Annotated in this window: 13 protein-coding genes, 1 tRNA gene and 1 pseudogene; 4 read left to right on the top strand and 11 right to left on the bottom strand. The window is 67.1% G+C overall.

Translation table 11 applies throughout. The features are described 5' to 3' along the window. Together E3N86_RS01850 and E3N86_RS01845 are read right to left on the bottom strand one after the other, a co-directional pair. On the bottom strand, positions 1-2,521 hold a 2,521-nt coding region (locus E3N86_RS01850), incomplete at its 3' end, for an amino acid adenylation domain-containing protein (protein WP_370295276.1). A gap of 114 nt (positions 2,522-2,635) precedes the next feature. Then, the gene (locus E3N86_RS01845) at positions 2,636-3,493 is read right to left on the bottom strand and encodes a Cof-type HAD-IIB family hydrolase (RefSeq protein WP_166784970.1); all 858 of its coding nucleotides are present in this window, start codon (positions 3,491-3,493) and stop codon (positions 2,636-2,638) included. Positions 3,494-3,743: 250 nt separating this feature from the next. On the opposite strand from E3N86_RS01845, the gene E3N86_RS01840 reads away from it, so the two are divergent. After that, on the top strand, positions 3,744-4,529 hold the full coding sequence (locus E3N86_RS01840) for an acetoin reductase (RefSeq protein ID WP_104100116.1): 786 nt from the start codon (positions 3,744-3,746) through the stop codon (positions 4,527-4,529). A 138-nt stretch (positions 4,530-4,667) separates the two neighbouring features. On the opposite strand, the gene E3N86_RS01835 is transcribed toward E3N86_RS01840, so the two are convergent. The 7 genes from E3N86_RS01835 to E3N86_RS01810 all read right to left on the bottom strand — a co-directional run bounded on the left by E3N86_RS01835 (position 4,668) and on the right by E3N86_RS01810 (position 9,646). Continuing rightward, positions 4,668-5,030, bottom strand: a complete 363-nt coding sequence (locus E3N86_RS01835) for a YihY/virulence factor BrkB family protein (protein ID WP_370295277.1) — start codon at positions 5,028-5,030, stop codon at positions 4,668-4,670. A gap of 212 nt (positions 5,031-5,242) precedes the next feature. Continuing rightward, the gene (locus E3N86_RS17200) at positions 5,243-5,554 is read right to left on the bottom strand and encodes a hypothetical protein (protein ID WP_241985912.1); all 312 of its coding nucleotides are present in this window, start codon (positions 5,552-5,554) and stop codon (positions 5,243-5,245) included. A 116-nt stretch (positions 5,555-5,670) separates the two neighbouring features. Beyond that, a tRNA-Arg gene (locus E3N86_RS01830) sits at positions 5,671-5,745 on the bottom strand. 57 nt (positions 5,746-5,802) lie between these two features. Next, positions 5,803-6,696 (bottom strand): CHAP domain-containing protein, encoded by an 894-nt coding sequence (locus E3N86_RS01825; protein ID WP_134511211.1) that lies wholly within the window; start codon positions 6,694-6,696, stop codon positions 5,803-5,805. A gap of 242 nt (positions 6,697-6,938) precedes the next feature. Continuing rightward, a complete protein-coding gene (locus E3N86_RS01820) occupies positions 6,939-7,436 on the bottom strand; it encodes an HNH endonuclease (protein ID WP_104100118.1) in 498 nt (165 codons plus the stop codon). Positions 7,437-7,799: 363 nt separating this feature from the next. Continuing rightward, the gene (locus E3N86_RS17090; RefSeq protein WP_241985911.1) at positions 7,800-8,675 is read right to left on the bottom strand and encodes a C40 family peptidase; all 876 of its coding nucleotides are present in this window, start codon (positions 8,673-8,675) and stop codon (positions 7,800-7,802) included. Between the two features lie 263 nt (positions 8,676-8,938). Then, positions 8,939-9,646 (bottom strand): metal-dependent transcriptional regulator, encoded by a 708-nt coding sequence (locus E3N86_RS01810; RefSeq protein ID WP_134342244.1) that lies wholly within the window; start codon positions 9,644-9,646, stop codon positions 8,939-8,941. Positions 9,647-9,719: 73 nt separating this feature from the next. Here E3N86_RS01810 and serC point away from each other — a divergent pair, with 73 nt between their 5' ends. Together serC and E3N86_RS01800 are read left to right on the top strand one after the other, a co-directional pair. After that, positions 9,720-10,838, top strand: coding sequence for a phosphoserine transaminase (serC, locus tag E3N86_RS01805; RefSeq protein WP_134511210.1), 1,119 nt, complete (start codon positions 9,720-9,722; stop codon positions 10,836-10,838). A gap of 8 nt (positions 10,839-10,846) precedes the next feature. Further along, positions 10,847-11,017: pseudogene (locus E3N86_RS01800) on the top strand (DUF2530 domain-containing protein); the annotation flags it as partial. Here E3N86_RS01800 and E3N86_RS17195 read toward each other — a convergent pair. Together E3N86_RS17195 and E3N86_RS01790 are read right to left on the bottom strand one after the other, a co-directional pair. Beyond that, positions 10,943-11,599, bottom strand: a complete 657-nt coding sequence (locus E3N86_RS17195) for a DUF3027 domain-containing protein (protein ID WP_134511209.1) — start codon at positions 11,597-11,599, stop codon at positions 10,943-10,945. The pseudogene E3N86_RS01800 and the gene E3N86_RS17195 overlap by 75 nt on opposite strands. Beyond that, the gene (locus tag E3N86_RS01790; RefSeq protein ID WP_104171911.1) at positions 11,592-11,972 is read right to left on the bottom strand and encodes a cold-shock protein; all 381 of its coding nucleotides are present in this window, start codon (positions 11,970-11,972) and stop codon (positions 11,592-11,594) included. Before E3N86_RS01790 ends, E3N86_RS17195 begins: the two co-directional genes overlap by 8 nt. A gap of 93 nt (positions 11,973-12,065) precedes the next feature. On the opposite strand from E3N86_RS01790, the gene E3N86_RS01785 reads away from it, so the two are divergent. Then, a complete protein-coding gene (locus tag E3N86_RS01785; RefSeq protein WP_134342241.1) occupies positions 12,066-12,341 on the top strand; it encodes a hypothetical protein in 276 nt (91 codons plus the stop codon). Positions 12,342-12,343: the final 2 nt, after the last annotated feature.

Raw genomic sequence — 12,343 nt, 5'->3', positions numbered from 1 at the left:
GGCGCTCGGCCGGCCACGAGCCGCGGGCGGCGCCCATGCGGGCGGCCGGGGACCCGGCCCAGCGTTCACCCGGCGGCACCGGTCCGGAGACGGCCGAGCCCGGCTCGATTACGGCGCCCCGCCCGATGTCGGCGCCGCCGAGCAGTGCGCTGCGGGAGCCGACCGTGGCGCCGGCGCCGATCCGCACCGGCCCGATGCGCAGCACGTCGCCGTCGATCCAGTAGCCGGACAGGTCGGTCTCGGGTTCGATGGCTGCCCCGGCACCGATGTCCAGCATTCCGGTTACCGGCGGCAGGGAGTGCAGGTCGACGTCGGTGCCGATGCGGGCGCCGAGAGCCCTGGCGTAGTAGCTGATCCAGGGGGCACCGGCCAGGCTCACGGCATCCGAGAGCAGTGCCACCTGTTCGGCGAGCCAGAGGCGCAGGTGCACCGATCCGCCGCGCGGATAGTTGCCGGGCTCCACGCCGCGCAGCAGCAGCCGGGCGGCGACGACGGAGATGGCCATTTTGCCGGGCGGGGTGACGAAGAGCACGAACCCGAGCGCCACCCACCACCAGGAGATGGTGGGCGCGAAGGAGGCGCCAGACCAGCCCGCGAGCAGGTTGTTCGCCGCCGAGAGGTAGACCAGCCAGCGCGCGCCGACCAGCACGTGCAGCGGCACGCCCAGCAGGGTGATGGCGAGGCGGCTGCGCCGGGGCACCGGCTGAACCTCCCGCACGATACTCGCCGCCGCGGGTGCGCGTCCGTCGAGCTCGTCGGCGAGGGAACCGATCCGGGGGTAGTCGTAGATGTCGGAGACTCGGGTGTCGGGGAACCGCTCGCGGACGGTCGACACGAACTGGGCCGCGGAGAGCGACCCGCCGCCGTGGGCGAAGAAGTCCGCGTCGGGGCCGTCGGCCGACACCCCGAGGATGGCGGCCCAGCCGACGGCAAGCCACGCCGCCGTCGGCGAGAAGGCCTCCGCCTGCTCACCCCCGGTGGCGGGAAGGGGCCAGGGCAGGGCACCGCGGTCCACCTTGCCGGAGATACGCGTGGGCAGCTCGTCGACGACGTGCACCAGCGGCACGAGCGCGGCCGGCAACTCTTCGCGCAGACGAATGTTGGCGGCCGCCCGGTCGAAGAGGGCCCCCTCCACCTGGGCCAGGTAGCCGACCAGGATCTGGTTGCCGGCCGGGGTTCTCTGCACGACCGCGGCCGCTCCGGCCACCCCCGGGAGCGCGCGCAGGGCCGCCTCGATCTCGCCGAGTTCGATACGCCGGCCGCCGAGCTTGACCTGGTCATCGGCCCGGCCGACGAACACGAGACCCTCGCGCTCGTAGCGCACCAGGTCGCCGCTGCGGTAGGCGCGGTGCCAGCCCAGCTCGGTATGCGGGGCGTACTTCTCGGTGTCCTTGCCGGCGTCGAGGTAGCGGGCCAGCCCGACCCCGCCGATAATGAGCTCCCCGGTCTCGCCGTGGGCCACCCGGGCACCGGCGGCGTCCACCACGGCAAGGTTCCAGCCGGCCAGAGGAAGCCCGATCCGCACCGGCCCGCGGCCGTCGAGCAGGGCGGCGCAGGCGACGACGGTGGCCTCGGTCGGGCCATACGTGTTCCAGACCTCCCGGCCGCGCACGGCGAGGCGCGAGGCGAGCTCGGGTGGGCAGGCTTCGCCGCCGAAGATCAGCAGCCGCACCCGCTCCAGCGATTCCTCCGGCCACAGGGCCGCGAGGGTCGGCACCGTCGACACCACGGTGATGCCGTGCTTGATCAACCACGGGCCCAGGTCGACCCCCGAGCGCACCAGGGAGCGGGGCGCCGAGACGAGGCAGGCACCGTTCCGCCAGGCCAGCCACATCTCCTCGCAGGAGGCGTCGAAGGCCACAGACAGGCCGGCCAGCACCCGGTCCGCGGGACCGATCGGGTCCGACCGGAGGAACAGGTCGGCCTCCGCGTCGACGAACGCGGCGGCGGAGCGGTGGGCCACCGCCACCCCCTTTGGTACCCCGGTGGAGCCCGAGGTGAAGATCACCCAGGCATCGTCGTCGGGGGCCGGCATGGCGCCGATCGTGCCGGCGAGGGCCAGGTCGTCCCCGGGCGCCAGCATCCGTTCGGCGAACATCTCCGCGTCGATGCCGGTGCGCACCTCGAACACGCCGCCCGCCCCGATCACGCCCACGACCCGGGCCTCGCCGAAGACGAGCCGGGCGCGTTCCTCGGGGTCGTCGGCGTCGACGGGCACGTAGGAGGCGCCGACCAGAAGGGTCGCCAGAATGGAGAGATACAGTTCCCGGGTTCCCGACGGGATCCGGATGCCAACGGTGTCGCCGCGGCGCACCCCGCGGCGACTGAGCTGCTCCGCCTGCTCGGTGACCAGGCGCACCAGATCCCGGTAGTTGATCGCCCCGTCGACGTCTTCGAGGGCGAGCGCGCCCGGATGCCGACCGGCGGTCGCGAGCAGGATGTCGACCAGGGTGCGGGCCGGCGCCGCGCGGTGTCCGGCCTCGAGCACGTCCTGGCCGGGCTCAATCGGGGTCAGGGTCACGCAGGCTCCTCGTCCAGGTCGCGGTGCCAGCCACCGCGCGCCACCAGTTTAGAACCCGCAGGTAACAGGGAGGTGTCCGGTTACGGTGACACCGGCGACGGGTGCCGCGACGCGTCAGATCAGACCGTGGCGGCGGAAGGCGTTCCAGACGCCGTCGCCCTGCACGGTGGTGGTGACCTCGTCGGCGTAGGCCTTGACGGCATCCGAGGCGTTGCCCATGGCGATGCCGACCCCGCAGACCTGCAGCATCTCGATGTCGTTGCTGCTGTCACCGATGCCGAGGGCGGATGCCGCGTCGAGGCCGAGCCGGTCGAGGAGCCGCAGGATCGTGGAGCCCTTGTTCACACCATTCAGCGTCACCTCGCCGCTGCCGCGCCCCATGTGCGGGATGGTTCCGGTGATGACATGGAAGTCTCCGCTGAGCGCGTCCGACACCCGGTCGTACGCCCGGAGGTCGCCGGCGAGGAACACCGACTTCGCGATGCCCGTGAGACTGAAGGGGCGCACATCGGCGAAGGCCTTCAGCGCCGGGTGTGCGACGGCACCGGTGACGGATGCCGTCGCATACCCGGCTCCCGCCTTCCGCTTTTCGCCGGACGCGTAGTAGTCCGCGAAGCGGTCATGCACGCCGGGGCTCGGAAACAGCTCGTCAAAGGACTGCAGGTAGAAGTCGTACCCTGACTCCTCATAGAAGCTGATCATGCGGGCCACGGCCGCTTCGGGCATCGTGCGTTCGATCACGAGCTCATCGCCGATCTCCGCGAACCCGCCGCCGGAGCTGATGAAACCGTCGAATCCGATGTCGCGGATCGCGGGGTAGATCTCCACGGACGCCCGTCCGGTGCTGAGGTACACCAGGTGCCCGTTGTGCCGGGCGGCGCGCACCGCGTCGATCGCCGACTCCGCGATCATCGAGCCGGTCTCCATGAGCGTGCCGTCGACATCGACGAACGCGATGCGGGGGGAAATCATGAGGCACTCCAGACGAGGTGGTCTCCGGGACGTGTGCATCATCGGAGACGACCGGAGTGTGGTGATCGTATACATCGACGCTAGCTGCTGAGGCGTGTACCGCGTGACCGGATAACATCGGCGAACCGGTCGACAGATCTGTCGCCTAGCCTGAAGGGGTCCGGATGATCGTCTGACCGACACCGTCAGGGCTGCGGGTTAACGACGCCAAACGGCGCTCAGCATGCCCGAACCAGAAATGAGAACTACCATGACCGTTTCGAACAAAGTCGCACTCGTCACCGGAGCCGGGCAGGGAATCGGACGCGGCATCGCACTCCGCCTCGCCCAGGACGGCTTCGACATCGCCGTCGCCGACCTCGACTTCCAGGCAGAAAAGGGGGCCGGTGTCGTCGCCGAAATCGAAGCTTTCGGGCGCAGGGCCGTCTTCGTCACCGCCGACGTCTCCAACCGCGATGATGTGTTCGCCGCCGTCGACACCGCGGCCGAGAAGCTCGGCGGATTCGACGTGATCGTCAACAACGCCGGCATCGCCCAGGTCACGCCCATGCTCGAGGTCACGGCGGACGATCTGGAGAAGATCTTCCGCATCAACGTGAACAGCGTCGTCTGGGGGATCCAGGCCGCGGTCGCGAAGCTCGACGAACTCGGCCACGCCGGCAAGATCATCAACGCCGCCTCCATCGCCGCCATCCAGGGCTTCCCCATCCTCGGCGCCTACTCGGCCTCGAAGTTCGCCGTCCGCGGCATCACTCAGGCTGCCGCCCAGGAGCTCGCACCTCGGGGCATCACGGTCAACGCCTACGCCCCCGGCATCGTCGGCACCGGCATGTGGGACCTGATCGACGAGAAGCTCAGCGCCATCAACGGCAAGCCGCTCGGCCAGAACCTCAAGGAAAACGTCGACGGCATCGCGCTCGGCCGCATCGAGACCCCGGAGGACGTCGCCAAGATCGTGTCGTTCTTCGCCGGCCCCGACTCCGACTACGTCACCGGCCAGGTCCTGCTCGTCGACGGCGGGATGCTCTACAACTAGGGCCTGGAGCGCCCCGGGGAATGACGCTCAGTGACACCCGGAGGCGAGGTTGGGAGCAATCCGGACCTCGCCATCCGTGCGCGGAGGCTGGGTGTCCCTGGAAGGATTCGAATCCCCAACCGGTTCCCGGCCGTCGCCCTATTTCTTCTTCTTCGACTCGCTGTCGTCACTCGTTCGTCTGTTCAGCCGCAACCGTCGGCCGATCGCGATGTCCTCTTGTACCTTGTCAGCGGCCTTGTCGCTCTTGCGGGTGTCCCGCGGCGGCAGCTGAAGTTCTTCTTCTGCGGCGATGCCCGCCTGCAGCTCACGGCCTTGTTCCAGCTCGGCGTCGAATTCGGCACCGAAGAGCAGGGCGAGGTTGGCTATCCACAGCCAGAGCAGGAACACCACGATGCCGGTCAGGGAATCATACGTGCGGTCGTAGTTGGAGAAAATGGTGACGTAGAGGCCGAACAGGAATGAGGAGATCACCAGAGTGAGGAATGCGAGTAACGCACCCAGGCTGATCCATCGGAACTTGGGCTGCTGGGCGTTGGGGGTTGGGGGTTGCCTAGTACAGGATTACGATCCCGGCTGAACGCGCCGACGCACCCGGATGCCGACCACAGCGCCAACAGGATCCCGACGACGAGGGCGACGCCGACCGCCGGCGACGAGCTGAACTGCCCGAGCGGAGAACTGTGGGCAGGGCTGCGGTCGACGCTGCAGCGCTTTCACTGGGGATATCGCGAGGCCGGGTCTACGTCCCGATCGAGCGTCACCAGGACGGGACGGGGCTGCTGACGCAGCACATACCGCCAGGACGGCTTGGCGATCTCGCTCAGCGAGTCGGGTTTGCGGGAATCGTCGGCCGACGGTGCTCGCTCGCTTTTTTCGCGCACGCTATTTTTGCCATGGGTGCTCTCCTCGGCTTCGCCATCGATCGATTCGTGCGCGCATCCGTTGCGCCGCCGCTGAGTGAGGTCGATTAGCGTCATTGACTCCGGGAAGGAATTCAAACCAAATCTGCCAATCAGATCAATCACACTATTTCCGTGACGAAACGGGAAATTCCCCGACTTTAAAGGAGGAAGTCGACCGCTCCGTGGACACGTCGACACAAGGGCGATGTGCTGGTCGGTCGGCATCGACCGATGATTAGTGGTGCCCCTGGAGGGATTCGAACCCCCAACCGTTTCCTTAGGACGGAACTGCTCTTCCGTTGAGCTACAGAGGCTGGCTTCTGAAGTTTAGTGGTTGTCTGCCGGCGCCGCAGCGCACCGCTGCGACGCGCTTACGTCGGCGGGTACAGGAAGAGCGGAACCTCACTGGCCGACACGGTGCGCGTGTTGTACGCGTGACTGCCGTTCCAGTTGTATTCCTCGAGAATGACCGAGCCGTCGCTGTTGACCGACTGCACGTAGGCCACGTGGTTGTAGTTGAACCAGGCGACCGCGCCGACGACGGGAGTGTCGCCGGTGGCCCAGCCCTGGTCAGCCCAGGCGCTGGCCCAGTTGCTCGCGTTGCCGCCGCTGGGGGTGAGCTTGCTCCAGGTCCAGGTCCACGGGGAGCCGGTCGACCCGGCGTCGCGGTTGAGCCGATATGCCACGAAGTCCACGCATTCGCGGTAATAGTAGCCAAGCGGAGACAGCCCGCCGCCCTGGGTGTCGGTGGCCCGGTCGAACCACGGGTAGTCGTCGCCCTTGGCACGCACGCTGTATACAGCGAAGTCGGTGGCAGCCGATCGGGCTGCCTCGGCGGTCTGCTGGGCGGCCAGTGCACGCTTGGCCTCGGCATCCCGCTGGGCGAGTTCCTCGCTCGTGGTCGCCGTGAAACCGTCGCGAGCGACGGTGATGGCTGCGGCGCCACTGTCCACCGTGACGCCCTGCGTGTCGGCAACCCGCGAAGTCGTCGAGGCGGTGTCGCTCGCACCGGGCGCGAACGCATAGGCCGGAAGGCCGGCGGTGAGGAACAGTCCCGGAATGGCCAGCAGGGTCACGGCGATTTTCATGGGCCGCCGGCGGCGCGACCGGGGCACCGGGCGGCTGACGGCCGGTGCGACCCGCGGGGGAGCGACCGGATTGAGCCGGTTGCTCCGCGCCGCGATCGATGCCTTTTCGAGGTCCAGAGCCTTGGTTTCCGCCACCGCAACCGCATCGGGAATGCGCACAGCCACCGGCACGTCCATGCGCACCGGAGTGTTCACGGTGGCGTCGGCTCGGGTCTCTGCCGCCTCACGCTGCGCACGCAGTTCGCGGCGCGAGAGCGAAAAAATCGGGGTCTCTGGCGAACCAGAAGTGCCGGGTACGCCGGGTTGGGGCAAAAGAAGATCCTCTAACGCACCGAGATCGAGGTTCGGTGCTCCTCAACCATAGGCGACGGCGATCGGGAAGTCACCTTCGGGCGTTACATCCCTGTTACATTCGCGGGTCAGGCGGCAGGAGCAAGGAATTCATCCCACTGCGGTAACGGCCGCTCAGCGCCGCGCACCACCCAGGTCGTGCCGACCGGCAATCCCGGGTGGAACAGGAGTTTCCAGCCCATCTCGGCCGGCGTCCGGTCGCTTTTAAGGTTGTTGCAGCGCAGGCAGCAGGCCACGAGGTTGTCCCAGGTGTCCCGACCTCCGCGCGACCGAGGCATTACGTGGTCGATCGTGCTGGCGGTCTTGCCGCAGTACCCGCAGCGATGCTCGTCCCGGCGCAACACGCCGCGACGGCTGACCGGCACGGCCCTGGACCGAGGGATGCGCACGTAACGCGTGAGCAAGATGACGCTCGGTCGCTCCCAGGAACCGGAGGCGGCACAGATCGGATGCCCCTGGTCGGCCTGCACGATCGTTGCCTTGTGATTCATGACCAGCACGAGTGCTCGTTTGAAGGACACCACGGCAAGGGGCTCATACCCCGCATTGAGGACCAGTGTGCGCATGCGTTCCCTTTCGAAAAGGGCTGGACGGCTTCCAGCCATTCGAACTACGACAGTCAGTGAGAAGGAGCGAACAGGCAAACAAAAAGGGCGCCGTCACCATGACAACGCCCTACCGACCACACGGTGTCCCTGACACGCGCAACTCAAGTTTGCTCGACTGCTCTGCCGCAGCGCGGAGCGGCAGCGCACATCCATGGTGTGGATCGTGCGCCGCTCGCGCATGGGCTCTCCCGAAAACTCGCAAAACATCAGAGCAACAGGTTAACCCACATTCGGCGCCACCGCGAAGCGCGGGACGCCGAATCTGCTAGGTGTTACGAAACATTCATCTGGCAGCCGGCCGGCTCGGATCTTCCGGCAGGCTCAGATGCCGAGCCGCACGATGTAGTACGAGCTGGTCCAGATCGGCTGCACGCGCACGGCCGCCCCCTCATACGGCGCATGCAGGATGTTGCCGTTGCCTGCATAGAACCCGTCGTGGCCGTCCATGATGACGAGGTCACCCGGCTGAGCCTCAGATTCGGGGATTCGGGTGCCCGCCGCGCCCTGCCCGGTCGAGGAATGCGGCAGCGAGATGCCGAACTGCGCGTAGACGTACATGATGAAACCGGAACAATCGAAGCCGGCCGGGGTGGCCCCGCCGTAGACATAGGGGACACCCTGGTAGCCGGCCGCGACACTGTAGACGGATGCCAGATCGAAATTCGGGTATGCCGGGGCAGCCAGGTAGTCGGCCGACGACGGACCGGAATACGACGCGGCATAGGAGGTCATCGCGGCCGCGGCTTCCTGTCGGCGCCCCTCGGCTGCCGCTGCCTCGGACGCGGCAACGGCCGCCGCTGCTGCGGCCGCTGCCGCCGCCAGTTCCTCGGGGGTGGTGGCGGTGAACCCGTCGCGCGCGACGCTCACGGTATCGGCCGCGGCGGCGACCGCCACTGACTGCGCACCCGATTCGGTCAACTCGGCCGAGGCCGTTGACGCGTACTCCTTTTCGGTCGGCGCGAACGCATAGGCCGGGATGGCCATGGTCGCGACGAGGCCGCCGGCGAGAGTCATGAACACGATGTTCGCCACGGCGCCTCGGCGGCGTGACCGCCGGCCGGAACGGGGGCTGGCGGCCCGATAGTGGCTGAGCTCCGCGTGTTCATTGTCGTTGGTGATGGAAGCGCGGGTGATGGATCCGGTGGTGGCTACCGAGTTCGGGGCTCGGCGGAAGATCTTCTTACCCAATGCGGCCAAAGTGATTACCTCCGACGCCTCGACAACACTAGGTAGTTGCCCCGTCCACTGCGCTCGTCGCGTGTGTAAGGAACGAATCAAGAGACGGGCAAGAAAGGCGTCTTGATCCGTGTCCGTCGACCGGAATCTGGACTGTGGACGACTCCAAGCTAACTGACGCTCATCCGTTTGTCACGCCGCAGGCTACTTTTTCTAACATATTGATAACAAAATTGTGGGGCGAGTGATCAATGGTGACGGGGCAGGCGGTGACCGCCGAATGGCTAGGCGACCGCTGCCGGCGTGGCGACGAAGATGTGGCCGGCGACCTCGTTGGGCAGTTCCAGTCCGTCCTCGAACCCATGCACCTGCACGAGCACATAGGAGCCCACGGCGGAGAAAACCCCCGTGGCCCCGGGGAGCACACCGGAGTTTTTCAGCTGGGCCAGGAGCTCGGGGTCGACCTGAACGGGTTCGCCCAGACGGCGCACCACGGCGGTGACCGGACCGGCAGATCCGGCGACCAGGTCGACGAGGCTCGTCACCCCGGCCATGAACGCGACGGCCGGCGAATCGCCCAGCTCATCGAGGCCGGGGATGGGGTTGCCATACGGAGACTCGGTCGGGTGATCGAGCATCTCCAGGATTTTGCGCTCCACCCGCTCACTCATCACATGCTCCCAGCGGCATGCTTCGTCGTGGACGAATTCCCATTCGAGCCCGATTACGTCGCTGAGCAGGCGTTCCGCAAGCCGATGTTTGCGCATCACATGCACGGCCTTGCTGCGTCCGTCGACGGTGAGCTCGAGGTGCCGGTCGCCGGAGACGACTACGAGGCCATCCCGTTCCATCCGGGCCACGGTCTGCGACACGGTCGGCCCGGAGTGCCCGAGGCGTTCCGAGATGCGTGCTCGGAGGGGAACGATGTGCTCCTCTTCGAGATCGAGAATCGTGCGGAGGTACATTTCGGTGGTGTCGATGAGATCCGTCATGCCCAGCGTTCCTCTCGGCTCGGTACGTACTGCCCAACCTTATCGCCGCGAGAGCGGCCGTTAGAATCGCCCTATGTCGAACCTGATAATTCCCACGGAACTTCTGCCCGATGATGGACGATTTGGCTGCGGCCCGTCGAAAGTTCGAAAAGGACAACTCGAACACCTCTTAGAGTTCAGCGCGAGTGTGATGGGCACCTCCCATCGCCAGGCACCCGTCAAGAACTTGGTCGGTCGCGTGCGCACCGGCCTCGCGGACCTCCTTCGCGCCCCTGCCGGTTATGAAGTCATTATCGGCAACGGCGGGTCCACCGCGTTCTGGGACGCCGCCGCGTTCTCCCTTATTCTCCGCCGCAGCCAGAACCTCGTCTTCGGCGAGTTCGGCGGCAAGTTCGCCGCGGCCGCGGCCGCTCCGTTCCTCGAAGCGCCCGACGTGGTCAAGGCCCCGGCCGGATCGCGCAGCGAGTTCGTCGTGACCGAGGGTGTCGACGTCTACGCCTGGCCCCAGAACGAGACCTCGACCGGCGTCATGGCTCCGGTCACCCGCGTGGTTGCCGAGCCCAACGCCCTGACGGTGATCGACGCCACCAGCGCGGCGGCCGGTATCGACTACGAGGCCGACCAGGCGGATGTCTACTACTTCGCGCCGCAGAAAAACCTCGCCTCCGACGGAGGCCTGTGGATGGCGCTCTTCTCCCCCGCCGCGATCGAGCGCGTCGAGCAGATCGCCGCGAGCGGGCGCTACATTCCCGAGTTCCTCAGCCTGAAGAACGCGATCGACAACTCGCGCCTCAACCAGACTCTGAACACTCCGGCCGTGGCCACGCTTCTTTTGATCGAGAACCAACTCGACTGGATCAACGGAAGCGGCGGCCTGGCGTGGGCGTCCGCGCGCACCCTTGAATCGTCATCCGTTCTCTACGACTGGGCCGAGAGCGTGCCGTTCGCGACGCCGTATGTCACCGACCCGGAGCACCGGTCACAGGTGGTCGCGACGATCGACTTCGACGACGCGATCGATGCCGCCGCCATCGCCAAGACCCTGCGCGCCAACGGGATCTCCGACACCGAGCCCTACCGCAAGCTCGGCCGCAACCAGTTGCGGGTTGCCACCTTCACCGCGATCGAGCCCGGAGACGTGCGCCAGCTCGTCCGCTCGATCGAGTTCGTGGTGCAGAACCTGGGCAAGTAGGCCTCGACATGCGGCTCTGGCTGAGAGACAGTGAGCGTCGGCCAGACCCGCTGCCGGCTCGAACGAACTCCCGCAAGGCTTTCCTTGCGGGCTCCGCCGGCTGGCTAGTGGCGCTCGCGCTCGCGCTCGTCTTCCGGGACGAGCTCGCCGCCGCCGGGGTGGGCTGGTGGCTCTGGGCTGCCCTCATCGGCCTCGGCCTCGGCCTGCTCGGGATTGCCTGGGTACGGTTCCGGCGCCGTTAGGGCCGCACCGAAGTCGATCCCGTCAAGCACATCTTCGCCGCGGTCTTCGTCGTCGTCTGACTCGTCGCCGTCGTCGCCGTCATCGTCGTCGCCGTCATCGTCGTCGTCGTCAGATTCGTCCTCGTCGTCAGATTCGTCGTCGTCGTCCGATTCGTCATCATCGCCCAACGCCTCGGCGTCGGCCACGGCCGCAGCCAGTTCCTGGGCCGTGCGGTAGTCGGCCAGGCGGTCAGACCACGGCACCCACTCCGGCGCGATCAGGGCGTCGTCGCCCGGCGTGAGCTCGGCTTCCAGAACCGACGGCTCGGAGCTCTTGTCCACCCGGGCGAGGGTGACCGTCCAACGCCAGCCCGGGTAGCCGGACAGGTTGCAGTCGAACAGCAGCGAGAGCACATGCTCGCCTTCGACAAGGTGGCCGAGGGGTTCGCCGATGCTGTCGGCCGGCGTGATCTCCAGCAGCGCGGTGCGCGCCTGGTCGACCGCGGACAGCAGGCGCTCGTCGGCAGCGGCCTCAGGCATCGAGTTCCTCCGCGACCTTGCGCAGCATGGCCGCGATCTTGTGGCTGTGGGTTTTGTCGGGGTAGCGGCCGCGACGCAGGCTCGCTCCGATGCCGTCGAGGAGTTTCACCAGGTCCTCGACAATGACGGCCATGTCGTCAGCCGGCTTGCGGCTGAGTTTGACCAGGCTCGGCGGTGCCTCGAGAACGCGAACGGACAGCGCCTGAGCGCCCCGCTTGCCGTCGGCGATGCCGAATTCAAGCTTCGTTCCTGCCTTGACCGTGACTCCGGCGGGCAGTGCAGAAGCGTGGAGAAAGACCTCGTGGCCGTCATCAGAGGTGATGAAGCCGAAACCTTTCTCCTCGTCGTAGAACTTGACCTTGCCGGTGGGCATCTGGACCTCGCTGGATTCCGGGCGCGCGGATTGCGCGCCAACCACCCCCAGCCTATTCGGTCGGACCGGTTCCCGCCCCGTATCCTTGAGTCTGTGACCAATCAAATTCCACCCGCCGCGAGCCGGCTCGAACGCATCCTTGCTTACATGGTTGCGGGTGTGGTGGGTCTGTCCATCCTCGCGTTCCTTGCCGTCATCCTCGGCACAGCGGCCGGGGCCGGGGCGGACAACGGTTTCGGCCAGGGGGTCTGGCCGGCGGTGCTTGCTTTGCCGCTGTTTGGATTGCCTCTCGGATTCGTGCTGATCATCGTCCTCATGGTGATGTCCGGCATGCGTCGCGCTCGTGAGGCACGACAGAATAAGGAGTAGCA

This window comes from Cryobacterium sp. Hz7 (genome assembly GCF_004402815.1).
In the GTDB taxonomy this organism is placed as follows: domain Bacteria; phylum Actinomycetota; class Actinomycetes; order Actinomycetales; family Microbacteriaceae; genus Cryobacterium; species Cryobacterium sandaracinum.
The sequence above is the reverse complement of the archived record's forward strand: the minus strand, read 5'-3'. Positions and strand labels throughout refer to the sequence as shown.

Bases quoted from the DNA above. Each gene is read 5' to 3' on its own strand.
- E3N86_RS01810 (WP_134342244.1), bottom strand. From the start codon at position 9,646: ATGACGGATCTCATCGACACCACCGAAATGTACCTCCGCACGATTCTC.
- E3N86_RS01845 (WP_166784970.1), bottom strand. From the start codon at position 3,493: ATGATTTCCCCCCGCATCGCGTTCGTCGATGTCGACGGCACGCTCATG.
- E3N86_RS01840 (WP_104100116.1), top strand. From the start codon at position 3,744: ATGACCGTTTCGAACAAAGTCGCACTCGTCACCGGAGCCGGGCAGGGA.
- E3N86_RS01790 (WP_104171911.1), bottom strand. From the start codon at position 11,972: ATGCCCACCGGCAAGGTCAAGTTCTACGACGAGGAGAAAGGTTTCGGC.
- E3N86_RS01820 (WP_104100118.1), bottom strand. From the start codon at position 7,436: ATGCGCACACTGGTCCTCAATGCGGGGTATGAGCCCCTTGCCGTGGTG.
- E3N86_RS01825 (WP_134511211.1), bottom strand. From the start codon at position 6,696: ATGGACGTGCCGGTGGCTGTGCGCATTCCCGATGCGGTTGCGGTGGCG.
- serC (WP_134511210.1), top strand. From the start codon at position 9,720: ATGTCGAACCTGATAATTCCCACGGAACTTCTGCCCGATGATGGACGA.
- E3N86_RS17195 (WP_134511209.1), bottom strand. From the start codon at position 11,599: ATGCCTGAGGCCGCTGCCGACGAGCGCCTGCTGTCCGCGGTCGACCAG.